Annotated in this window: 20 protein-coding genes and 1 pseudogene; 19 read left to right on the forward strand and 2 right to left on the reverse strand. The window is 54.3% G+C overall.

The genetic code is table 11. The features are described 5' to 3' along the window. Positions 1 to 198 precede the first annotated feature (198 nt). Positions 199 to 663 carry a helix-turn-helix domain-containing protein gene (locus HMPREF1250_RS10840; protein WP_023052876.1) on the reverse strand — a complete coding sequence of 155 codons (465 nt, stop codon included), beginning with the start codon at positions 661 to 663 and terminating at the stop codon, positions 199 to 201. Positions 664 to 888: 225 nt separating this feature from the next. On the opposite strand from HMPREF1250_RS10840, the gene HMPREF1250_RS01830 reads away from it, so the two are divergent. The 9 genes from HMPREF1250_RS01830 (at position 889) to HMPREF1250_RS01870 (ending at position 8,946) form a co-directional block, all read left to right on the forward strand. Continuing rightward, a complete protein-coding gene (locus HMPREF1250_RS01830) occupies positions 889 to 1,101 on the forward strand; it encodes a DNA-binding domain protein, excisionase family (protein ID WP_023052775.1) in 213 nt (70 codons plus the stop codon). Positions 1,102 to 1,140: 39 nt separating this feature from the next. Next, positions 1,141 to 3,435 carry a phage/plasmid primase, P4 family gene (locus HMPREF1250_RS01835; protein WP_023052841.1) on the forward strand — a complete coding sequence of 765 codons (2,295 nt, stop codon included), beginning with the start codon at positions 1,141 to 1,143 and terminating at the stop codon, positions 3,433 to 3,435. A gap of 333 nt (positions 3,436 to 3,768) precedes the next feature. Then, positions 3,769 to 4,014: a hypothetical protein gene (locus HMPREF1250_RS01840; protein ID WP_036242307.1), complete on the forward strand. Its 246-nt coding sequence runs from the start codon at positions 3,769 to 3,771 to the stop codon at positions 4,012 to 4,014. A gap of 133 nt (positions 4,015 to 4,147) precedes the next feature. Further along, entirely contained in the window at positions 4,148 to 4,456 is a 309-nt protein-coding gene (locus HMPREF1250_RS01845; protein WP_023052914.1) for a hypothetical protein, read from the forward strand. A 14-nt stretch (positions 4,457 to 4,470) separates the two neighbouring features. Beyond that, complete coding sequence (locus tag HMPREF1250_RS01850; RefSeq protein WP_023052827.1) at positions 4,471 to 5,409, forward strand: phage major capsid protein; 939 nt, start codon at positions 4,471 to 4,473, stop codon at positions 5,407 to 5,409. Between the two features lie 75 nt (positions 5,410 to 5,484). Further along, entirely contained in the window at positions 5,485 to 5,688 is a 204-nt protein-coding gene (locus HMPREF1250_RS01855) for a transposon-encoded TnpW family protein (RefSeq protein ID WP_036242308.1), read from the forward strand. Positions 5,689 to 5,733: 45 nt separating this feature from the next. Further along, positions 5,734 to 7,404 (forward strand): recombinase family protein, encoded by a 1,671-nt coding sequence (locus HMPREF1250_RS01860; protein WP_036242309.1) that lies wholly within the window; start codon positions 5,734 to 5,736, stop codon positions 7,402 to 7,404. A 131-nt stretch (positions 7,405 to 7,535) separates the two neighbouring features. Next, a complete protein-coding gene (locus HMPREF1250_RS01865) occupies positions 7,536 to 7,937 on the forward strand; it encodes a hypothetical protein (RefSeq protein WP_023052920.1) in 402 nt (133 codons plus the stop codon). Positions 7,938 to 8,097: 160 nt separating this feature from the next. Then, complete coding sequence (locus tag HMPREF1250_RS01870; RefSeq protein ID WP_023052804.1) at positions 8,098 to 8,946, forward strand: polysaccharide deacetylase family protein; 849 nt, start codon at positions 8,098 to 8,100, stop codon at positions 8,944 to 8,946. A 144-nt stretch (positions 8,947 to 9,090) separates the two neighbouring features. Here the strand turns inward: HMPREF1250_RS01870 and HMPREF1250_RS01875 are convergent, their stop codons facing one another. Continuing rightward, positions 9,091 to 10,641 carry a putative polysaccharide biosynthesis protein gene (locus HMPREF1250_RS01875; protein ID WP_023052897.1) on the reverse strand — a complete coding sequence of 517 codons (1,551 nt, stop codon included), beginning with the start codon at positions 10,639 to 10,641 and terminating at the stop codon, positions 9,091 to 9,093. A 222-nt stretch (positions 10,642 to 10,863) separates the two neighbouring features. Between HMPREF1250_RS01875 and trkA the strand changes: the two genes are divergently transcribed. The 10 genes and pseudogenes from trkA to HMPREF1250_RS01925 all read left to right on the forward strand — a co-directional run bounded on the left by trkA (position 10,864) and on the right by HMPREF1250_RS01925 (position 21,857). Further along, a complete protein-coding gene (gene trkA / locus HMPREF1250_RS01880; protein WP_023052878.1) occupies positions 10,864 to 12,216 on the forward strand; it encodes a Trk system potassium transporter TrkA in 1,353 nt (450 codons plus the stop codon). After that, positions 12,213 to 13,454: a TrkH family potassium uptake protein gene (locus HMPREF1250_RS01885; RefSeq protein WP_023052911.1), complete on the forward strand. Its 1,242-nt coding sequence runs from the start codon at positions 12,213 to 12,215 to the stop codon at positions 13,452 to 13,454. The genes trkA and HMPREF1250_RS01885 overlap by 4 nt, the downstream gene beginning before the upstream one ends. Further along, a complete protein-coding gene (locus HMPREF1250_RS11970) occupies positions 13,427 to 13,660 on the forward strand; it encodes a hypothetical protein (protein ID WP_023052868.1) in 234 nt (77 codons plus the stop codon). The genes HMPREF1250_RS01885 and HMPREF1250_RS11970 overlap by 28 nt, the downstream gene beginning before the upstream one ends. 12 nt (positions 13,661 to 13,672) lie before the next feature. Continuing rightward, complete coding sequence (locus HMPREF1250_RS01890; protein WP_023052794.1) at positions 13,673 to 15,127, forward strand: TrkH family potassium uptake protein; 1,455 nt, start codon at positions 13,673 to 13,675, stop codon at positions 15,125 to 15,127. A gap of 15 nt (positions 15,128 to 15,142) precedes the next feature. Further along, positions 15,143 to 16,594 (forward strand): TrkH family potassium uptake protein, encoded by a 1,452-nt coding sequence (locus HMPREF1250_RS01895; RefSeq protein ID WP_023052812.1) that lies wholly within the window; start codon positions 15,143 to 15,145, stop codon positions 16,592 to 16,594. A 115-nt stretch (positions 16,595 to 16,709) separates the two neighbouring features. Next, complete coding sequence (locus HMPREF1250_RS11510; RefSeq protein ID WP_036242313.1) at positions 16,710 to 16,904, forward strand: hypothetical protein; 195 nt, start codon at positions 16,710 to 16,712, stop codon at positions 16,902 to 16,904. Further along, the gene (locus HMPREF1250_RS01905; RefSeq protein WP_023052895.1) at positions 16,846 to 17,250 is read left to right on the forward strand and encodes a helix-hairpin-helix domain-containing protein; all 405 of its coding nucleotides are present in this window, start codon (positions 16,846 to 16,848) and stop codon (positions 17,248 to 17,250) included. Before HMPREF1250_RS11510 ends, HMPREF1250_RS01905 begins: the two co-directional genes overlap by 59 nt. After that, positions 17,247 to 19,351 (forward strand): annotated as a pseudogene (locus HMPREF1250_RS11975) (ComEC/Rec2 family competence protein). Before HMPREF1250_RS01905 ends, HMPREF1250_RS11975 begins: the two are co-directional and overlap by 4 nt. Further along, a complete protein-coding gene (holA, locus tag HMPREF1250_RS01920; protein ID WP_023052819.1) occupies positions 19,348 to 20,373 on the forward strand; it encodes a DNA polymerase III subunit delta in 1,026 nt (341 codons plus the stop codon). The pseudogene HMPREF1250_RS11975 and the gene holA overlap by 4 nt, the downstream one beginning before the upstream one ends. After that, the gene (locus HMPREF1250_RS01925) at positions 20,373 to 21,857 is read left to right on the forward strand and encodes a VanW family protein (protein ID WP_023052913.1); all 1,485 of its coding nucleotides are present in this window, start codon (positions 20,373 to 20,375) and stop codon (positions 21,855 to 21,857) included. Before holA ends, HMPREF1250_RS01925 begins: the two co-directional genes overlap by 1 nt. Positions 21,858 to 21,884 lie beyond the last annotated feature (27 nt).

Genomic DNA, 21,884 nt, shown 5'->3' on the forward strand with positions numbered 1-21,884 from the left:
GGTCAAATCTCCAGTACCGTATCTACCAAAGACCGACGCCCCCTCAAACGTGAATTTTCGCAGAATTAAACAGGGGGGATACCCTAATATATAGAAATGGCTGAAAACACCGTGTATTTACAGTGCTTTCAGCCATTTTCTTTTGCGTATTTGTCCGCATTATTATATAAAAACAGGTCAGATTCTCAGGTAAAATGCTTATTTTGTGACCGCCTTTATATTGACCGCACACACAAAGCTGTCATCGTCTGCCATTACTCCCTGCTGAATGCAGCGATTCTTCTCTTCCTTATAAAGAGCAAGCAGGGACTTTCTTGCAAAGCTGTCCATCCGGGCGAAGTCAGAGCAGAACTGCTGCAGTGTGCTGTTTAGCCAGTCTGCATCCTGTTCCCTATCCATTGCAAGGCTTGCTTCTGCCATGCCGTTGATATCTGCTTCTGTAGCATCTTGCATTGGAGTAGCATCGTCTGACTGTGCAATCAGATAGTCCATGCGTACATGAAACAATTCGCACATGGTATCGAGCATCTCAAAGCTGGGTCTGCGACTGCCGATTTCCCATGCAGATACCGTTCCCTTTGCTACTTTCAGTTCTTCCGCAAGTGTTCCCTGCGTGAATCCATTCTTTTTTCTGATTTCTTTAATTCTTTCACCAATCGTCATAGCTTGTCACCTCGTTATATATTTTCGCATATCGTTGTATCTCGTTTGCTTCCTTCCTAATAGTATCACGCAATGTTGCACTTGTCAATACACTATGATGTACTTTTTACAATTTATTCATCATTTTGTCTTACTTAAAGCATTGACAAGTACATCTTGTTGTAGTATTATTATATCAAAAGTACGACAGTATGATGTACTTGCGTATAGGAAGGAGGAAGAAAGATGGATATGAAACAACCTAATATGATGACCGTGAGAGAAGTTGCGAAAACAGGATTGCTCTCGGAACACGCTCTTCGCATTATGCTGAAAGCCGGGAAACTTCCGGCAATATATATCGGAAAGAAAGCACTCATCAATTATGACAAGCTGTGCGAGCAGTTATCCGCTTTGGGAGAAGATGCGGAAAACCAGTCTGATTCGATATGGTACTAATCTGTACGCCATTACTTATAAGGAAAGGAGGCAAGCCGAATGCCGGAAGAAACGAAAAATCCCATGCAGGAACTGATGGATAGGAAGATATGGTTCCTGTGGATATGGAGCAAGGATAAAAATGGCAATCCCACCAAAAAGCCAATCGCAGCGAATGGTGGTGCAACGGGTACAGACGATGCCCATAGTGGCACATGGGTGACCTATGATGAAGCGGTAACTGCAATGCGTGAACGTGGCTCTGCCGGAGTCGGTTTCAAAATCCCCAAAGGATACTTCTTTCTGGACATTGACCATAAGGAACTGAACGACCCTTTTGTGCAGATGATGTTGAAACGCTTTAACAGCTATACGGAATATTCCCAAAGTGGCAACGGCATCCACATCTATGGAAAAGTCGATATTGCCAGCATCCCTACCTATATCGATGATAAAGGCAAGGAAAAGCTGGACAGACAATTCTATATGAAAAATCCCCACAACGATACCGAGCAGTATTTCGGAGGACTTACCAACCGATTCGTCTGTTATACAGGCAGTGTGATATTGGATACGGCACTGAATGACTGCACACAGGCTGTCCTTACCACCTTGGATAAGGATATGCGCAGAAAGCAGAAAAAGAAATACAGTGCCAAACGTGACGGTGATGAGGATGTATACCGCATTATCGAAGCACTGCACAAACAGAAGAATGGTGAGAAATTCGCCATGCTGTTTGATGATGGTGACATCAGCGGATATGGCAATGACGATTCTGCTGCGGATTGTGCGCTCTGTTCTCTTATCGCATTTCGCACCGGGGACGACCCAGAACTGATCGATGCCATATTCCGTCTGTCCGCTCTGATGCGTGAAAAGTGGAATCGGGACGATTACCGGGAACTGACCATCAATGCAGCACTTGAAGCCTGTCATGGTGTGTTTCATCGTTCTGTAATGCCAGCCCCGGAATTCATCAAATTCAACCGTTCCGGCATTGCAACGGTGAGTGTGCCTCTGCTTGCAAAATATGTACGAGAGCATCTCCAATACCTTATAGTCCGTGACAATACCAATGGTGGCACCATCATCTATGTGTATGAAAATGGCTGTTACAGACTGTGTGGTAAGGATAACTTCAAGGGCATCATTAAAGGTTACATTACCGATTATGATGAGGAACTTCTCCGTATGGGTGATGTGGCTGCCTGTATCGAGCATTTGACCACCGACCTTAATACACTGACCAACGATGACCTCAATGCAGATGAAGACCTTATCAATGTGGCAAACGGTCTGCTCCGGCTGTCAGATTTAACGCTCTTGCCACACTCCCCGGAGGTACTCAGCACCATACAGATTCCCTGTAAATGGCATGGAACTCCAAGCGCGACACCTACCTTTGACGGCTATATTTCCACACTGACTAATCATGATAAGGCGGTGGAAAATCTGCTGCTCGAATTCATCGGGGCAGTATTCTCCAATGTAAAAGGCTGGCGAATGAAGAAGTCCCTGTTCCTGTACGGTAAAGGCGATACAGGTAAATCGCAGCTAAAAAGTCTGGTGGAGATGATGCTTGGCAAAGGATACTTCATCGGCATCGACCTTGCCGAAATCGAAGCACGGTTTGGTACTGCCAATCTCTATGGCAAGCGTTTGGCTGGCAGTTCTGACATGAGTTTTGTAACCGTCAGTGAATTAAAGACCTTCAAGAAGTGTACAGGCGGTGACAGTCTGTTTGCAGAGTTCAAGGGGCAGAACGCTTTTGAATTCATATACAACGGTCTACTGTGGTTTTGCATGAACCGTCTGCCGAAGTTTGGCGGTGATGATGGCGAGTGGGTATACAACCGTATCATGCAGGTGGAATGCCTTAATGTGATACCACCAAAACAGCAGGACAAGCATCTGCTTGAAAAGATGTATGCGGAACGGGAAGGCATCTTCTACAAGGCGGTGATGGCATTTCGCAATGTTATCGGCAACGGCTACCGTTTTACAGAGCCGGACAGCATCGCACAGGCAAGGCAGAATTACCGCAATACTAACAGCACCATCATTTCCTTCTTTGAAGAATGCATGGCAGAACGCAGTGACAGCAAGATATCCGACACTTGGACAACGGGTCGCATCTTCAAAGCATACAAGGCTTGGTGCAAGGATAACAACAACGGGTATGCCAAGACAGCGCGGGAGTTCCGTGATGAATTGGCTGACCACCTCGGCACGACCTTTCAGGCTATGGTTGTCAGACGTGGAACAGGCGGTACCTTCTACAGAGATTACACACTCTCCGAGGATGCCGTAGAACAGTTTAGGGGGTGTGGCTATGATGACTTTCTCGTTTAGTGACAGTAGTGACAGTACAGTGACAGTTCATGTGCACAACTGTCACTGCAATAAGCACCCATTCCACAAGGGTTTAAGGCACTTTGGTGACAGTAGTGACAGTTCTTTCAACTCAAGAGCCAAGAAAAAAATCTTTGTATGCAGTAGGCAGGTATGGGTACAAGGTACAAAGATTATTGAGCGTGTGAGCAAATCAAAAGTTCTGTCACTACTGTCACTAAAACTGCGCAAATGCCCATTCTGTAAGGGCTTTCCTTAGTGACAGTTGCAAAAAGAACTGTCACCAAAATACAGACGGCGCAGATATGTGCAGTCAGAAAGGAGGCAAATGGCATGAGAATTATGGATATTGATGAGAACACCAAGTTTCGTCCGATTGATTTTGACACTGACCGCTATGTTGGCATGAGTGTAATCAACCGCAAGGATGATGCCCCTGTACTTATCATGATGAGCAAGTCCAGCAACCCACCACACTATATGGTCATGGATGGAATGTACAAGCAGATGTACTATCTGCGATATGCAGATGCAGTGGACTACTGCAAGCGTATGAGATACATCCGCTCCCGTAACTGACCGTAGGGGCGGTCAACATCTCCACCGCTGTTATAGCGGAAAACGGGGCAAGGCTCTCACGCACAAAATCGCAAATTCAAAAGGGGTATTAAAACCCTATCACACAAAACCACATTTTAAGGAGGAAAATACTATGATTTATCCAATTATTGCAAACAAAAAGAACAACATCTTACGCACCCATCATTCGTCCTACTCGGATGAATATGCACAGAGAATGTGTAACCTGTATCTTTCCGATGAAATCCACAGAGATGACGAAGGAAAGCTGCACAAGTATTATCGTCTCCATGCCAAAGAACCTCACAGCATCGAGGATGCTCTTGCTTATGACATCTTATGCCCGGAATGTGCAAACAGAGGAAAGCTCAAGCAGATTGGCAGGGTACTGAACTACAATGACCTCGGACTGTACAGATGTCCGTTTTGTGACAAGAAATAAGGAGGAACACGATTATGAATACAACAATGAAAACACAGGTCTATGCCGGAGAGCCGGAGTATGACAAAAACTTCTGGGATGTAATGCGTGGCAAGGAACACTGCATCGATAAAATCGCCAAGGGACGTAATTCCCAGACCGACACCTATGCCGTTCCTGCTCATGCCAACAATAAATTCGGGAAGGCAATCGAGGGCAAGAGCCTGTTCCGTCAAATCGGCACAGCCTTCAATGCCTATGAAGCCGGATATCGCATCTTTGCCAAGGACTGCGATGACCTTGCAGCCTTTGTGCCGGAAGGTGGCATGATTCCGATTTACGAGGGCATGAATGATTTCACTACCACCGTAGTGGAAAGCTGGAAACTCGCAGCCTTTGTAAAGTTCGATGAGGATTTCATCCATGATGCCACCTTCGATATTGAGAACTATCTGGTGGAGCGTTTTGCAAAGAATTTCGGCAAGGCTGAAACTAACGCATTTATCAATGGCACTGGCGAACAGATGCCTACAGGTATTCTCCATGAAAGCAAGGGCGCAGATGTGGCTCTGACCACGGATGCCTTTACTTACGATAATATCATCAGCCTGTACTTCTCCGTTAAGCCGGAGTATCGTGCCAACGCAGTGTGGCTTATGAACGATGAAACCGCTATGGCACTCCGCAAACTGAAAGATGCCGATGGCAATTACCTGTGGCGCAGTACCGATGATACTATCTTTGGTAAAAAGGTCATCATTTCTGAATTCATGCCAAACGCAGAACCGGGCAAAAAGCCTGTTGTCTTTGGTGATTTCAGTTACTACTGGGTGGTTAGCCGCAGCCCGGTCAGCGTCCGCACCATTAAAGAAAAATTTGTGGTGTTAGATCAGATCGGCTACCTTGCCTTTGAGTTCATCGATGGCAAGCTGGTACGCTCCGAAGCAATCAAGGTCATTGCGATGACCGAATAAACAATTGGCACTGCCTGTGGTGGATAGTCTTTCTGCCACAGGCGGATGCCTTATCTGATAGAAAGAGGTGGGATTATGAACACAGCAGTAAACAACACTCATATCACCCATACTTCTATCGGTGGAACGATGTATATCGTGGAATCAATGGTCAGCGAAAACGCCAGAGAAACCGCATATTCCAAGGTGAAACGGCTGATTTTGAGCAATGTCGGCACTCCGCTCAAAGTATCAGAAAGTTCACAAATACTTGCAAAATACAACTCGACTTCTGCCTGATAGTACGGTAATATCGACATACCGATGGGGAGGCTGTCGGAAAGGATGGTAAAAATGGAAAACAAAAGACAGCCTTACATAGATGCAGCCCTTGGGGAGAAAATCACAGCACTCTATTGCAGATTATCCCGTGATGACGAACTTCAAGGTGACAGCAACAGTATTATCAATCAGAAAGCAATACTCAAGAAATACGCTGATGACAATGGTTTTACGAACACACAGTTTTTCGTAGACGATGGGTACAGCGGCACGAACTTTGAACGCCCCGACTTCCAACGCTTGATGGCATTGGTGGACGAAGGTGCTGTGGGCATCATCATTGTCAAGGATATGAGCCGACTCGGACGAGATTATCTGAAGGTCGGTTACTATACCGAGATGGTGTTCCCGGAATCGGACATCCGCTTTATTGCCATCAACAACGGGGTCGACAGTGCCAGTCAGCAGGACAGCGATTTTACGCCATTCCTCAATATCATCAATGAATGGTATGCCAAGGACACGAGCAAGAAAATTCGTGCGGTGTTCAAGGCAAAGGGACAGGCTGGCAAGCCGCTCCGCACCAATACACCCTACGGATACAAGAAAGACCCGGAGGACAAGAACCACTGGATTGTAGACGAAGATGCTGCTGCGGTGGTAAAGGAAATCTTCCACCTGTGTATTTCCGGCTACGGCCCGACACAGATTGCCAAGGAACTCAAAAAGCGCAAGGTGCTGACCCCTGTGGATTATGCAAAAAGCAACGGCAGAAATGCTCCTGCGGTCAAACAGACGGATGACCTTTACAAATGGACAACTTCCACAGTGGTTCATATTTTAGAGCGACAGGAGTACCTTGGCAATACGGTAAACTTCAAGACTCACCGCAAGTCCTATAAGCTGAAAAAGCAAATCAAGAATGACAAGGACGAATGGCAGATTTTCGAAGGTACGCACGAAGCCATCATAGATAAGGAAACATTTGATATTGTTCAGCGTATCCGTGATGGCAGGCGCAGATTTACTCCGATGGGTGAAATGCCCACACTCTCCGGCATGGTGTATTGTGCCGATTGTGGCAGCAAGATGTACCAAGTCCGTGCAAGGGGCTGGGAACATGAGAAAGAGCATCTGGTCTGTTCTACCTACCGTAAGCGTGGCAAGAGCAACTGTACGTCCCACCAGATTCGCAATGTGGTCATAGAACAGCTTCTCTTGGATGACCTGCGCAGAGTGACCGCTTATGCCAGAGAGCATGAAGCCGAGTTCATTCAGCTTGTGACCAACACATCGGAAAAGGCACTGAACCGAGAACTCCGCAGCAGTCAGAAGGAATACGAACAGGCGAAAGCCCGCATCACCGCCCTTGATACAATCATCCAACGACTTTACGAGGACAATGTGGTTGGAAAAATCAGCGATGAGCGGTTTGCCAAGATGTCCGCTACCTATGAGGCAGAGCAGAAAGCCTTGGAAAGCCGGATTGCTGAACTGGATGAGTTCATTACCACAGCAAAAGAAAAATCCCTCAATGCCGAATACTTCCTGCAACTGGTGCAGAAGTACACGGACATCAAGGAATTGGATGCCGAAATCATTCGGGAGTTTGTGGAGAAAATCATCGTGTTCAAGGCTGAAAAGGTAGACGGTCACAGGATGCAGCGTATTCAAATCATTTACAACTGCATCGGAGCAGTAGAAATTCCGAGCAAGCATGAAAAAACGGCATAGCCGATACTCACGACTATGCCGAAATTTTCAGGGATTATAAATCCCTAAGACGCACCACCAAAGAGCGGTCTTTTTTTGTCCTGCCGGCAGGGATATGGTATAATAAGGCATCATCTTTCAGGAGGTCCGTAATGAAGATTTATGTTGACGAAGAAGAGCGGGAGCTGCACGTCTATGACCGCGTCGCCGGCAACGTCGATTACGCCCGCCACGTCCTCTGCGCGGAAGAGCGGCTGACGACGACGGAGTACGGCGAATTTTCCTTGACGGCGGCGGAGTTTGCGGTCTGGGAAAAGCGGCTGGCAAAACTCCAGGAATCGGAAGATATCCGCTTTGCCATTCATCCCGTCGTCGATGCGGCGGAGCTGGACGACTACATCTATGAAGATACGATGTACTGCACGTCGGCGGCGGAGACGATTGACATGGAAAACATCAGTCTGAAGGAACTGCAGGCGGCCCTGACGGCGAAAGACGCGGCGTGGCTGACGGAGAACCGTTTCCCGAAGACCTTGAAAAAACTGATGACGTAAGACGAAAGGCGGCCGGCAGGCCGCTTTTTTGTTGCCATTTTGTAAAAAAGCGGTAAGTCTTCAACGGGGAAGCGCTGTCGAGAGCTGTTCTTTCTTGCATCATTTTATCAAATGTGGTATCCTAATTCATGGTTGTTTCTGCTATGTTGAGGAGATCTGCATGAAAAAACTCTGTACCTGGTTCTTGGGGATCGTGCTGACGCTGACGGTCGTGACGGTGAGCATCTTTGCTTACTGGTACTTCGCCGCCGCGAATTACCGGCTGACCGGCGTGCCCGTACTGAATTATCACCAAGTCAATTATAAATTTCAAACGGTGCTGACGATGCGTCCCGATAATTTTGAACGGCAAATCAAGTACCTTCACGACAACGGCTACCACGCCATTACGCTGCAGCAGTTCGAAGATTACATGAACGGCGGCGATTTGCCCGACAAGCCGGTGCTGATTACTTTTGACGACGGCTATGCCGACAACTATGAATACGCCTATCCGATTCTGCGCAAATACGACATGTTCGGCACGATTTTTCTGATCACCGATTTCGTCGGCAGGCCCGGGTACCTGACGTGGCAGCAAGTCGGGGAAATGAGCGCCGATCACATGGAATTCGGCTCCCATACGCTCAGCCACCGGCCGCTGACCGGGTTTGACCGGGACGGGGCGCGGCATGAGCTCGTCGATTCGAAAAAGGTCATCGAGTGGCGTCTCGGCAAGCCTTGCCGCTTTATCGCCTTTCCGGAGGGAAAGTTCAATGATATGACGTTGGAGGAAACGAAGGACGCCGGTTACCGGTACGCCTTTACTGTCGATACGGGCCGCGATTTCCCCTGGGATTCGCCGTATGATCTCGACCGCGTCGCTTTCTTTGAAGGGCCGATCAGCTTCGAGCACTTCCGTTTTCGGCTGATTTTCAGCGCCTTCAGTTCTATCCTCTGGAAAGCGCACGCCTACTTTTCGCATATGGAATTTACACGGCCCTTGGGAGAATGCATTCCCCAGCCGTAAGAAAAAGCTCCGTCTCTCTGTAGAGAGCGGAGCTTTTTCGCCGTTTCGACGCGGCCTTCGTAAAGCCGGTTTTTTACGCCGTATCTTTCGCTATGCAGGGGCCGTCGGCGGAACCGTACGGCAGGGAAGGGGACGCCGTTCGCGTCAGAAGAATCGGCCGACGCCGGGAACCTTGCGGGCGTCTTCTTTGGTCAGGCCGCCGCTGAGACCCATCAGGGCGATGTAGACGGCGCTGCCGGTCAGCGTCGTGACCGTCAGGCGCAGGAAGAGGCCGAAATACGGCGCGATCAGGGCGTAGAGGCCGTACATGACGGCGCCCATGAAGCCGGCGATGACGACGTTGCGCACGATGCTTTTCAGATCGGGAATATAGTTCGTGTATTTGTAGATGAAGATCAGATTGAGACCTGCGGCAACGCCGATGTCGGCGACCGTCGCGTATGAGGCGCCGCTGATGCCGAAGGCGGGAATGGCGACGAGAAACCAGTTGCAGAGTACTTTGACGACGCAGGCGATGATCATGTTGATGACCGGAATCTTCGGCTTTTTCAGGCCCTGGAGAATGGCCGTCGTGATCTGGTGCATGCCGAGAAAGCAGATGGCGACGGCGATGGCGCGCGTGGCGTCCGTCGCCGCCGGCGCGTTGTAGATGAAGGTGACGACTGGTTCGGCCAGGACGTAGAGCATGACGCTGAAGGGAATCGTCACCAAGAGGGCGATGCGGACGGCGCCTGCCGTGCGGTCGTAAATGGCGGCGCTGTCGTCCAAGGTGAAACTGTGGCTGATGGCCGGCACGAGGCTCATGGCCATGGCGGCGGTCAGGATCGTCGCCAAGTTGATGAGGGGCACGGACATGCCCGTCAGGTAGCCGAAGAGCTCCGTCGCCTGCGCCGTCGCGTAGCCGGCGACTTCAAGGCGGCGCGGCACGATGAGCAGGTCGAGATTGGACACGATGGGCAGCATGATGCTGGCCAGGGAAATGGGGACGGATAAGACGACGAGACGTTTTAAAATGTGCGTGATCTTTTCTTTTGCAAAGAGCCGGGCCGTTTTCGGCAGAGATCGCTTCAGGCGGTAATAGAAGAAGAGGAGGATCAGCAGCGCCGCGACTCCGCCGGCGCCGGCGCCGAGGCTGGCGCCGCCGGCGGCATAGTCGAGGCCGTAAGGCAGGAGCAGATAGGCGAAGCCGAGCATGACGCCGACGCGGACGAGTTGTTCGACGATCTGCGACAACGCCGTCGGCGTCATTTGCTGCCAGCCTTGCAGGTAGCCGCGGTAACCGGCGATAATGGTCGTGAAGAAAATGGCCGGCGAAAGAGCGATGAGCGAGTAATAGGCTCTGCTTTCGCGGATGATCTGGTAATCGATGAGAAGGCGGGAGCCGAAAAAGACGGCGATGCTGAGCAAGAGGGCCGTCGAACAGAGCAGCGTCAAAGAGACGTTGAAGATGCGCTGCGCTCCGGCGTAGTCTTCTTTGGCGGCTTTCTCGGCCGTGATGATGGAGATGGCAATGGGAAGGCCGGCGCTGGATACTTCCAGGGCCAGCAGGTAGATGGGAAAGGCCATCTGATAGATGCCGATGCCTTCACCGCCGAGAATTCGCGATAAAATGATCCAGTTGATACTGCCGATCGCCTTGACGACGAAACCGGACAAAGTCAGGATCAGCGTGCCGGCAACAAATTTATTAGCCATGATTACCCCTTTTAGACAGAGAATGTTCGCGTCGTATCCGCGCGGCGAGATGCGCAGATACGCGCTGCGTAATTTAAACAATTTATTTTATCACATATACGGACGCATCACAAGATAACGGGCGCGTAACTGCGCGGCGGCAGAAACTGGAAAAAAGACGGCAAACAGTGTATGATAGGTATATTCACAGAGCGGTCTCTTACGGAGCAGGAGGGAAAGAAAGTGCGCATAGTAATCATCGGTGCCGGCAAGTTGGGGTACAGCATTGCCGAATTGTTGTCGAACGAACAGTTTGACGTCGTCGTCGTCGATCATGACGAAGAACGGCTCGAGGCCGTCAAGAACACCCTTGACGTCCTGACGATTCTGGCCAACGGCGCCAGCCCGATCACGATGAATGATCCCGATATCCGCGGCGCCGATATCCTCGTCGCCGTTACGGCCGGCGACGAAACCAATATGGTCGCCTGTATTCTGGCCAAGAAGCACGGCATTACCTATACGGCGGCACGGATTCGCGACATGCAGTTTTTGTCGGAGGCGAAGGATTATCTGAAAGAGAATTTCGATATCGACTTGATGCTGAATCCGGAGTTGATTACGGCTCGTGAAATCAACCGCATTCTGATGACGCCGGCGGCGCTGAATGTGGAAGATTTCGCGTACGGCAAGGTGCGGCTTTTTGAAACGAAGGTGCGCCGTCATTCGCCGCTGATCAATACGCCTTTTAAGGAGCTGGAGCTGCCGCCGGGCGTTCTCGCCGGCATGATTTTTCGCGATCACCGCATGATCATCCCCCATGGCGACGACCGTCTTCTGCCTCATGATAACGCGTACTTCATCGGTGATCCGGCGGAGATCGAAAAATTCAGCAAAAATTTTATCCAAAGCGATACGAAGAAGCCGTCGCGGGCAATGATCATCGGCGTCGGCCGGACAGGCCGTTCGCTGGCGGCGATGATCGATGAACAGGGCGTCATGGTCAAGGTTATCGACAAGGACACGGAACGATGCCGCATGGCTGCGGAGAAGTTGGGGAGCGGTCTCGCCATCTGCGGCGACGGCACCGATATCGACCTGCTCATACAGGAAGGGATCGCCGACGCCGACGTCGTCATCTGCCTTACCGATGATGACAAGCTGAATCTGATGCTGGCGCTTTTGTCCAAGCATTTGGGCGCGCAGCGGACGATTGTGCGCGTGGCCCGCATCGAGTACATCGATCTCATGGAGAAGGTCGGCGTCGATATCGTTCTCTCTTCACGGCTGCTGTCGGCCAGCGAGGTCCTGGCCTTTGCCCGGCGCGGCGGCGTCGTCGCCGTTTCTCTCCTCGAGGGCAATAAGGCGGAGGCGGTGGAAGTTATCGTGCAGGAAGGCGCGCCGGTGGCGGGCAGGCGGCTGATGGATGTTCGGGTGCCGCAGGAAGGTCTGGTCTGCGCCTACGTCCGCGACGACGAAGCGCATATACCGAACGGCAGCACCGTTCTCCTGCCGGGAGACCGGGCCGTTCTCTTCATCCAGACGGAGCACGCGAAGAAGGTCATTTCTTTCTTTAAAGGCAGGGAAGAGCCATGAGTACGGCTGTCGTCCTTTTTTTGCTGGGCCGGATTGCGCTGCTGAACGGCATCGTCCTGCTCGTTCCTTTCGCCGCGGCCCTGTGGTGGCGGGAACCGGCGGTCCTGTATTTTGGACCGTCCTTTCTTTCCGCCGTCGCTTTGGGGCTGCTTTTTTCCTATGCCGGCCGACGCCATAAACGGCAGATCGGCGTCGGCGAGGGGGCCAGCTATATGGTTCTCGTCTGGATCCTGCTCGGCTATATCGGTATGCTCCCGTACTGCATGGCGGAAGAGCTGCCTTGGGTTGACGCTTTTTTCGAGAGCATTGCCGCCTATACGACGACCGGCACGAGCTGTCTGCCTGCCGGGACGGTACAGCCCCTTTCGCTCCTTTTCTGGCATCGCCTGATGGAATGGATGGGGGGCTTGAATTTTCTCATTCTTTTCGTCACCGTCATTCCCCAGGTCAGCGGTACTTTCGGCATGGCCGTCACGGCGCAGCAGTATTTGGATTTCAGTCCCGTCGTGCGGCGGATGCACTCGTCGGCGGTACAGGCAGGGAAGATCTATTTGGGCCTTACGGCCGTGACGGTCGCGCTCTTCGCCGTCGCCGGTCTGGCGCCTTTCGAAGCGGTGACGCGGGCTTTGATGACAGTCTCGACGAGCGGCGGCGACAGCGCCTTTGATTTCTTGCATAACGACAATATCTTTCTGGAACTCGCCGCTATGGCAGCCATGACTTTGGCCAGCGGCAATTTTCTGTTGTATTGGAAAGGCGTCCGGCGCCATGAGTGGAAGTCCGTATTCGCCAATTCGGAGCTGCGCGCTTTCGTGACGCTGTTGTTCGCGGCCGGTACGCTCGTGTCGCTGCACCTCTGGCACGGCGGCGTCTATTCCTTTGCCGACAGCGTGCGCTACGGCTTTTTTCACGTCGTTTCCTTTATCAGCACGAGCGGCTTTATGGCCGTTGAGTTGCCGCGTTGGCCGGAGTTTGACCGGCTTATCCTCTTTCTTCTCGTTTTTGCCGGCGGCTGCATCGGCTCGGCCACAGGCGGCCTGCGCGTGGTCAGGCTGCTGATTTTGGCCCGAATGGCGGCGCAGGAAATGCTGCGGACGCTGCATCCGAAAATGGTCGTTACCGTCAAGATCGACGGCAACGCCGTTCCCGCCAGGGTCATCGGTCACGTGCTCAGCTTTTTTTCCTTTTTATCGTCGTTTTCTTCGTCTCGATGCTCGTCATTTCCGTTTCCGGACTGACGCCGCTGCAGGCGATGGGCATCGCCGCCGGTTGTCTTTCCAGTGTCGGTTCGACTGCCGACTTGTACGGCGTCGCCGATTTTTCGGCGCTGCCCGTATGGACGAAGATATATTGCAGCTTTTTGATGATTCTGGGGCGGATCGAGATCTTCTCCTTCTTTATCATGGTACAGACGGGCTTGCATCAGCTACGTCACCGCTGGTGAGGGGGCGAGTCGATGAATAGTCGGATTGTAGCCCGGGTTCTGGGCAATGTGGCCTGTACCTGCGCCGCCTGTCTGGCACTGCCGCTGCTGCTGGCTCTGGGCTTTCAAGACGGCGGCGCGGCGGCCTTCGCGGCGGCCGTCTGCGTGGCGGCGGCGACGGGACTGGCGCTGCGTCTCGCCGGCAGGCGAATTGAAGATTCTCTGACCGTTCGCGAAGGCATCGCCATCACGGCCTTTGCCTGGATACTGATCACTTTTCTGGGGCTCGTGCCGTACGTCGCCGGCGGGCATCTTTCTGTTCTCGACGGCATGGTCGAGACGATTTCGGGGCTGTCCGGGACGGGGGCGACGGTTATCGACGATGTCGAAAGCCTGCCGCCGAGCCTGCTCCTTTGGCGCAGCATGACCCACTGGTTCGGCGGGCTGGGGATCATCGTCATTTTTATCGCCATCTTTCCTCAATTCGGCCGCGGCGCCGTCCATATGTTCAACGCCGAAAGCACCGGCCCGATGGCGGAACGGATCGTGCCGCGTATCAAGGAAATGGCCAAGGAGCTTTTCGCGGTCTACGTCCTGTTTACGGCGACGGCGGCGGCCGTTTTCTGGCTTTGCGGCATGACGCCGCTGATTGCCGTCGATCATGCCATGTCGACGATTGCGACGGGCGGTTTTTCGCCTTTTAACGACAGCGTCGCGCACTTCCACAGTCCTGTCATCGAAGGGGCCATCGCCTTTTTCATGATTATTTCCAGCGCCAATTTCGGCATGTACGTGGCGGCTTATCACCGCGGCCCGTCGCTGATCTGGCGCGATACGGAGTTTCGCGCGTACGTGGCCATCGTCGCGGCGGCGACGTTGCTGTTGGCCCTCAATTTGGCGGCGGCCGGGCAGGCGGAGCTGCTGCCGGCGTTGCGGCAGTCTTTTTTTCAGGCCGCTTCGATTTCCTCATCGACGGGCTTCGTTTCCGCCGATTTTGACACGTGGCCGGCGTTCAGCAAATATATCCTGCTGCTGCTCATGTTCGTCGGCGGCTGCGCCGGTTCGACGGCAGGCGGTCTGAAGGTGACGCGGCTGATCTTGTTGTTGAAAATGACGGGGATCTTGCTGCGCCATGTCCTGCGGCGGCGGCAGGTTTTTTCCGTCCGTTCCAACGGCGAAGCTTATTCTGATGAAGTTTTGTACGGTATCGGCCGCTTTTTCTTTGTCTATTTTCTGCTCGACGTTCTTTGGACGATGCTGCTCGTCTGCGACGGCGTTCCCACCTTTGACGCCATCGGCGTCAGCGTTTCGACGATGGGCAGCTGCGGCCCCGCCTTCGGTCTCTTCGGCGCGACCTGCACCTACAGCGCTCTGCATCCGTTCAGCAAGGTCGTCGTCGCCGTTTCGATGCTTATGGGACGGTTGGAATCTTTTACCGTCCTGGTGGTTTTGCTGCCGTCGTTCTGGCGGCGCCGCAAGGGTTGGTAAGAAGGAGTCGAAACCGTGAATTTTCGTATTGTCTGTCAATTTTTGGGAAAAATTTCTCTGGCCGAGTCTGCCGTCATGCTCTTGCCGTTGGCCTTGGCCCTGGTATTGGGAGAAGACGCGGCCGTAGCCTTTTTCGGCGCCGCCGCCGGTTGTTTCGGCACCGCTCTGGTGCTGCTGCGCCGGGGGCAGGTCCGAAAGCGGCTGCTGACGATGCGCGAAGGCATTGCGATCACCGGACTGGGCTGGCTGCTGGCGACGGGACTGGGGATGCTGCCTTATGTGCTGAGCGGGCATCTGGTCCTGCTCGACGGCGTTTTTGAAAGCATTTCCGGCTTTACCGGTACGGGGGCGACGGTTATCGACGATTTGGAAGTCCTGCCGCAGAGTCTGCTCCTCTGGCGCAGCATGACGCACTGGCTCGGCGGTCTCGGCATTGTCGTCATCTTCATCGCCTTACTGCCCGAGTCGGGGCAGGATTCTTCGTATATCTACAACGCCGAAGCGGCGGGGCCGACGAAGGAGCGGGTGCTGCCGCGGCTGCGCGAGATGACGCAGGTCCTTTTTCAGCTGTATATGGCGTTTACGGTCATTGCGCTGGCCGTATTTATCGGCTACGGCATGGATCTTATCAGCGCCGTCAACCATGCCTTGTCGACGATTTCGGCCGGCGGCTTTTCGACGTACAACGAAAGCGCCGCCCATTTTGAAAGCCCGGCCATCGAAGGGTGGATGACCTTTTTTATGATCTTGGCAGGCGGCAATTTCGGCCTGTACTACCGAGTCTACCAGAAGGGCTTTGCCGTGCTGCGCCGCAATACGGAGTTCAAGGCGTATTTGACGATATTGGGAGTCAGTACGTGCCTGGTCGTCATCAACTTGATGATGTCGCTGGCGATTTCCTTGCCGGAGGCGCTGCGTTTCGCTTCGTTTCAGGTCGCGTCGATCGCCACGACGGGGTTCGTTTCCGCCGACTACGACTTGTGGCCGCCTTTTTCCAAGGGTGTCCTGCTGCTGCTCATGCTGTGCGGCGGCTGCGCCGGTTCGACGGCGGCGGGGCTGAAGGTTTCGCGTCTCGTCATCCTCGTTCGCACGGCGTGGGCGGCGGCCGTTCATGCCGCCTTTCCGAAGCGGTTGGCGGCGGTTACGATGAATGGCTGTGAAATAGACGGCAGCACCGTTATCCGCGTCGGGCAGTTTTTTTTCCTGTATATGGTCTTTATCGCTTTTTGGGCCGCGCTTCTGACTTTTGACGGCATTGCCGGTTTCGACGCCATCGGCATCAGCATTACGACGATGGGCTGCATCGGCCCGGCTTTCGGCGTTACGGGCGCGACGTGTACGTATGCGGAATTGTCCTCTTTTTCCAAGATGATTCTCTGCCTTTCCATGCTCGTCGGCAGGTTGGAGATCTTCACCGTTCTCGTCATGCTTCGGCCCGGTTTTTGGCGGAAAAAGGGGAACTGGTAAGTTTATTAAAAGCAAATGAAATGAAGATTAACGTTTGATGAGAAAGAAGATGTCCGGCAGGACGCCGCAGGGAAACGGAAAAGGTTCTCTTCCATAGAGGAGAGGAGGATCCCTGATGAAAAAAGTACTGCTTGTCATTCTTCTTTTTATTTTTCTTTTTTTCCTTGCCGGCCGGGACATATGGGATAAGGATTTCGCGCCGGCGGCGCTGACGGCGGATGTGGCGCAGCCGAAGGAGCCGCAGCATCGCGATGTTTATCTATATCAGCGGCGCCGTCAGGCGGCCCGGCGTCTATTCTTTTCCCGGTGACGTACGCGTCGGCGATGTCGTCCATGCCGCCGGTGACGTACTGCCGTATGCCGATAACGGCGCCGTTAATTATGCGGCTCCCGCCGCCGACGGCACGCACATTCACATTCCTTATGATCTGGACGGCGCTCCCGGCGGCGCGGCTCCCGACGACGGCAAGGTTCATCTCAATCAGGCCGACGAGCGGCAGTTGGCGACGCTGCCCGGCATTGGGCCGGTCATGGCCGGGCAAATCCTGGAATACCGCAGACGCCGCGGCGCCTTTACCAGTACGGAAGAGTTGAAGGAGATCAAGGGGATCGGCGCGGCGAAGTGGGAACAGTTGAAGGATCTGGTCGAGTTATGACCGGTCCTTCCGTTTTCCTGGTCCTTGCCTGGTGCGGCGGCATCTTTTTCGGAGACCATGTTCTCTTGTCCCGGACAGCCGCCGCCTTTGCGGCCGTCTTGTTCCTTTTCGCCGCCATCGGCTGCAGGCGGCGTCGTCGGACGGCATTGGTCTTTTTGGGCGCGCTGCTCTTTGTCTGCGGCAGTGTCCGTCTGGATTATAGTGACGGGCAGTATGCGGCGCTGTCTCACGGACTGGTCGGCGAGCGCATCGCGGCGACAGGCGTAGTTGAAGAGAAGAAGGCGTCGTACGTCACGGACCGGGGCAAAAATACGCGTTATCTCTTCCGCCTTCACACCGTCCGAAGGCCCGGCGGCGCGGAAGAGAACGCTGACGGAGCGCTGTGGCTGACGCTGCACGGCGAGACGGATTACGCCGCCGGCACGGCGTTGACCGTGCAGACGAAGGTTAAGGCCTTGGAATATTACAAGAATTTCGGGCTTTATGACAGCCGCCATCGCGATCGGCGTTTGGCCGTTATCGGCAGCGCTTACGGCGAAGGGAAGGACGTGTCGGCCGTTGCCGCGACGGCGGGATGGCAGGCGCAGCTGCGCCGGATCCGCGACGGGCTGACGGAACGGTTCGCCGCCTTCTTGACGGCGCAGGAGGCCTGCGTCCTCGCCAGTCTGCTGTTCGGCGGCCATTATGAGGAATTGGCGCCGGAACTGGTCGAAAGTTTTGCCGTCACGGGACTGATTCATATTCTCTCCGTTTCCGGTTCTCACGTCGTTTTGCTCTTCGCCGTCATTCGGATTCTGGGCGGCGCCGCGGGGCTCAGGCCGCTGCCGCAATTTGCGGCGGCGGCGCTGGCCGTTTTCGTGTACAACGCCCTGGCGGAATTTACGGGACCTGTCGTACGGGCCGCGCTGATGGGGAGTCTCTGCGCCTTGAGTACTGTCGTCAAGCGCGAGTATGGGGGCTTCATTCCCTGAGTCTGGCCGTTTTCGTCATGACGCTGGCTGATCCGTACCTGCTTTTTGACCTGTCCTTCCGCCTTTCTTGCGGCGCGGCGGCGGGAATCATCCTTTTTCGGCCGCGTCTTCTGCCGTTCTGTCGTTTTCTGCCGTCTGCCGCCGCAGCCGCGCTGGCCGTCTGCCTGAGCGCGCAAATACTGCTGGTGCCGCTGCTGCTGGCCGAGTTTTCGTCACTGCCGGTCTATTCGTTTTTGGCTAACGTAACCGTCGGTACCGTGCTTGACGCCGTCATCGTTCTCGGTTTGTTGGCGGCGGCAGCGGCCTATGTCCTGCCTGTCGCGGCGACGCCGCTTTTATGGCTGATCAAGATCCTGTTGAACGCGGCTGTCGGCGCGAATTACGTTATCGCTTCTCTGCCGGGCAGCCGTCTGTGGCACGGCGCGTTGCCCTGGTTTGCCGTCGTTGCATACTACCTCTTCGTTGCCGCTCTTCTTGCGGCGCCGTATCGGAAACGGCTGCTGCTGGCAGGCGGCGTGCTGTTGTTCTCTTTTTCGCTGGCAGCCTGGGCGGCGCAAGGGGAGCGCACGATATATGTTTTTGACGTCGGCAGTGATCGGGCCACATGTCGGGTTGATGCTGAAGGAAACGCCGCGCTGTGGTATAATAGAAGGCGGTGGAGCAGTCCCGTTCGAAGCCAGGCCGTTTTGGTGCCGGCCCTTCGGCATGCCGGCGTTTTTCAGCTTCGGGAGCTGCATGTCGGCGGCTTTGAAGCGGAGCGGACGGCGGCGCAGCTGGGCCGTGCATTCGCCTGTCAGGCGGAGCGGATTCACATCCGGACCGAACTGACGGCGCCGTTGCGCCTGACGGAGAGCAAAACGCCGTACTATCTTTGCGCCAGTGCGGCGGCCGTGCCCGAGACGGCGGCGTTGCTGGAGATACGTTCCTGCGGCGGCGGTGATGGACTGCCGGCGGCTGCGGCGCTCATCGTTTCGGCGGCGCCGGGAGAAGAAAGGCGCTGCGCGGCGTGGCGTCGTGCAGCGGCGCGCGCGGGCATTCCTTTTTTTTCTCCTGCCGTTGACGGCGAGATTATCGCCGAAGAGAAGGCAGGTATATGGAAGATCAGAACATATGGCGGTGAAACATTTTGAACTATATCCGATTGATCAACGGGACGGAATCCTATCTGATGGAACGGGAACGGCGCCGTTTTCTGGACGCCTGCAACCGCGACTTCGGCGCGGCTGCGGACGTGCGCCTCTTTTCCCGTACGGCCTCTGTCGGCGACGTGATCGCCGCGTTAGCGGAAGACTCGCTGTTCGGCGGCGCTGCTGTCGTCATCTGGACGGATTGTCCTTTTTTGCCGTTGCAGCGCGGCGGCAGGACGCGGACTAAGGCGACGGCGGAGGAACGTGAATTTGCCGACTTCCTCGGCAAGTTGCCGAGCAGGAAGGCGCTCCTTTTTTATACGGCCGGCAAGGTCAATGAAAAGGCGCCTTTTTTTCGTCTGATCAGCGCGCTGACGGCGTCGTCTTATTATGAAAGCGTTACGGACAAAACGGTCATGCCCTATGTCGACGCATACTTGAAAAAAAGAGGCAAGGTCTTGACCGGGAACAGCCGCGCGTATTTGCAGGAAATATTTCAGACGTGGGAAGAAATACCGTTGCTGTATGTCTTTACGGAACTGGACAAGCTCTGCATTTCCCTGGCCGCGGAAAGAGAGATCGACGTCGCCTGCCTGACCGGTCTTTTTGCCGGTTCGCTGGAAAAAAACATGTTTACCTTTACGGATTGTTTTTTGCGCCGCGACGGCGTGAAGACGACGCCTTTTTTGCCGCCGCTGTTTACCAAAAGCGACGTTTTTCTCAAGACTGTCGGATACATGGCTTCGCGCCTGCGCCTTCTTCTGGCGTATAAGGAACTGACGGCTGCCGGGCTGAGCGCAAGGCAGTGCGAGGCGGCCATGACGCAGATAAATCACGGCAGAAACGGCAAATATCTCATTTTTCACTTGAAGAAAGTGGCAAAGTATTGGAAAATGGAAGAACTGAAAGAATTGCTGCAGCGGCTGTTTACCCTGCAGCTTCACATGCGCCGCGGTACGGCTTCCGCCGACGATGTGGCGGCGCTGGTTTGTTTGTATTGCAGTAATAAAGGCAGGGTATCATAGTGACTGATGAAGAACGGGAACGAAAAGAACGATTGAAAGAATACCGCCGCCGCTATCGCGAGATGCACGGCAGAGAGACGAAGGGACGGTCGTGGAAAAAAGGCCTCCTTGCCGTCGCCGTTCTGGGGCTTGCCGGCTGCGGCGCTTTTTTTGGCGGCCAATACGCTGCCGCTTCGGCCGTTACCGTCGGCGGTGTCGGCTTCGGCCACGACGAAGAGGGGCTGAACGGTTTCCTCGATCAACAGGAAGCGTCCGCGGCGGGAGAGGAACTGACTTTGCAGATCAATGACGGCGGCGAAACGAAAGGGCTCGCCGATCTCGATGTTCATCTCGACAGGGAGAAGATTCTGGACGAGGCGCTTCTGGTCGGACGCCGCGGGTCTTTTGCCGAACGGGTAAGCGACATCGCGTCGGTGCTGGTAAACGGCAAAGACGTGCCCTTGTCGCTCACTGTTGACGGCGATAAGCTCGACGCCTATCTGGACGATGTTCACCGGCGTTATGACCGGCAGCCGGAAAACGCTTTTGCCGAACCGACTGCGGAGGGCGTCGCGATCCATCCGGAAAAAGAAGGGGTGGTCATCGATACGTCGGAGACGAAGGCGCAGCTTGCGGACATGTTGGCGCAAGGTCATCTCAAACCGCTCGCCGTTCCCGTCGCCGAACGCAGCCAGGCCGGGGTCAAGGCCGCCGATTTGCAGCAAATCGATACGGTCCTGACGTATTATACGACGCATTTCGATCCTGCCGATACCAATCGTACGGCAAATATCGCCTTGGCGCAGAACTTGCTGAACCACGCTCTCATCAGCCCGCAGAGCCAGTTTTCTTTCAACGACTTCATCGGCACGCGGACGAAGGAGAAGGGCTATAAGGACGCGCCCGTCTATATGGACAATCAAGTGGTCATGGATGCCGGCGGCGGGGTCTGCCAGGTCAGCACGACCCTTTTCAACGCGGCGTTGCGGGCAGGCTTGATGATTTACGGCCGTTCGCCCCATTTTGCGCCGGCCGGCTACGTGCCTGTCGGCCTTGACGCGACAGTCGCCGACAACGGGCCGGATCTCGTTTTTTCCAATCCCTTTGATCATCCTATCTATTGCTATACCGTTATGGGAACGGACACGATCACCGTCTATATTCTCGGCAATCACGCCGACACGTGCAGCGTTTCCTTCCGGACGTTGTCGCAGAAGACGCTGCCGCATCAGGTTATTTATAAGCACCAAGACGGCATAACGGCGGAGCAGCGGCAGCAGGAAGGCTACGACGGTCATGAAATCAGTATTGCGCGGTACGTGCAATACAGCGACGGCGTGACCTATTCCAATGTGATCTCGTCCCGGTACGAGGCCAATGCGGAAATCATTCTGACGCCCGGCGCCGCTTCGGAAAAAACGGTGCAGACGACGAATCTCGGCGGCGAGCAGCTGCAGGATGCCATGATGAATTTCCCTCACGATCCTGTCATACCGGGAGCGTGAGTTCCTCGTAGCGGAGAAAGGCTGAAA

The organism is Megasphaera vaginalis (ex Srinivasan et al. 2021) (genome assembly GCF_000478965.1).
Taxonomy (GTDB): Bacteria; Bacillota; Negativicutes; order Veillonellales; family Megasphaeraceae; genus Megasphaera; species Megasphaera vaginalis.

Excerpts from the sequence above, each read along its gene's own strand:
- HMPREF1250_RS10840 (WP_023052876.1), bottom strand. The coding sequence starts at position 663 with ATGACGATTGGTGAAAGAATTAAAGAAATCAGAAAAAAGAATGGATTC.
- HMPREF1250_RS01830 (WP_023052775.1), top strand. The coding sequence starts at position 889 with ATGGATATGAAACAACCTAATATGATGACCGTGAGAGAAGTTGCGAAA.
- HMPREF1250_RS01835 (WP_023052841.1), top strand. The coding sequence starts at position 1,141 with ATGCCGGAAGAAACGAAAAATCCCATGCAGGAACTGATGGATAGGAAG.
- HMPREF1250_RS01840 (WP_036242307.1), top strand. The coding sequence starts at position 3,769 with ATGAGAATTATGGATATTGATGAGAACACCAAGTTTCGTCCGATTGAT.
- HMPREF1250_RS01845 (WP_023052914.1), top strand. The coding sequence starts at position 4,148 with ATGATTTATCCAATTATTGCAAACAAAAAGAACAACATCTTACGCACC.
- HMPREF1250_RS01850 (WP_023052827.1), top strand. The coding sequence starts at position 4,471 with ATGAATACAACAATGAAAACACAGGTCTATGCCGGAGAGCCGGAGTAT.
- HMPREF1250_RS01855 (WP_036242308.1), top strand. The coding sequence starts at position 5,485 with ATGAACACAGCAGTAAACAACACTCATATCACCCATACTTCTATCGGT.
- HMPREF1250_RS01860 (WP_036242309.1), top strand. The coding sequence starts at position 5,734 with ATGGTAAAAATGGAAAACAAAAGACAGCCTTACATAGATGCAGCCCTT.
- HMPREF1250_RS01865 (WP_023052920.1), top strand. The coding sequence starts at position 7,536 with ATGAAGATTTATGTTGACGAAGAAGAGCGGGAGCTGCACGTCTATGAC.
- HMPREF1250_RS01870 (WP_023052804.1), top strand. The coding sequence starts at position 8,098 with ATGAAAAAACTCTGTACCTGGTTCTTGGGGATCGTGCTGACGCTGACG.
- HMPREF1250_RS01875 (WP_023052897.1), bottom strand. The coding sequence starts at position 10,641 with ATGGCTAATAAATTTGTTGCCGGCACGCTGATCCTGACTTTGTCCGGT.
- HMPREF1250_RS01885 (WP_023052911.1), top strand. The coding sequence starts at position 12,213 with ATGAGTACGGCTGTCGTCCTTTTTTTGCTGGGCCGGATTGCGCTGCTG.
- HMPREF1250_RS11970 (WP_023052868.1), top strand. The coding sequence starts at position 13,427 with ATGCTCGTCATTTCCGTTTCCGGACTGACGCCGCTGCAGGCGATGGGC.
- HMPREF1250_RS01890 (WP_023052794.1), top strand. The coding sequence starts at position 13,673 with ATGAATAGTCGGATTGTAGCCCGGGTTCTGGGCAATGTGGCCTGTACC.
- HMPREF1250_RS11510 (WP_036242313.1), top strand. The coding sequence starts at position 16,710 with ATGAAAAAAGTACTGCTTGTCATTCTTCTTTTTATTTTTCTTTTTTTC.
- HMPREF1250_RS01905 (WP_023052895.1), top strand. The coding sequence starts at position 16,846 with ATGTTTATCTATATCAGCGGCGCCGTCAGGCGGCCCGGCGTCTATTCT.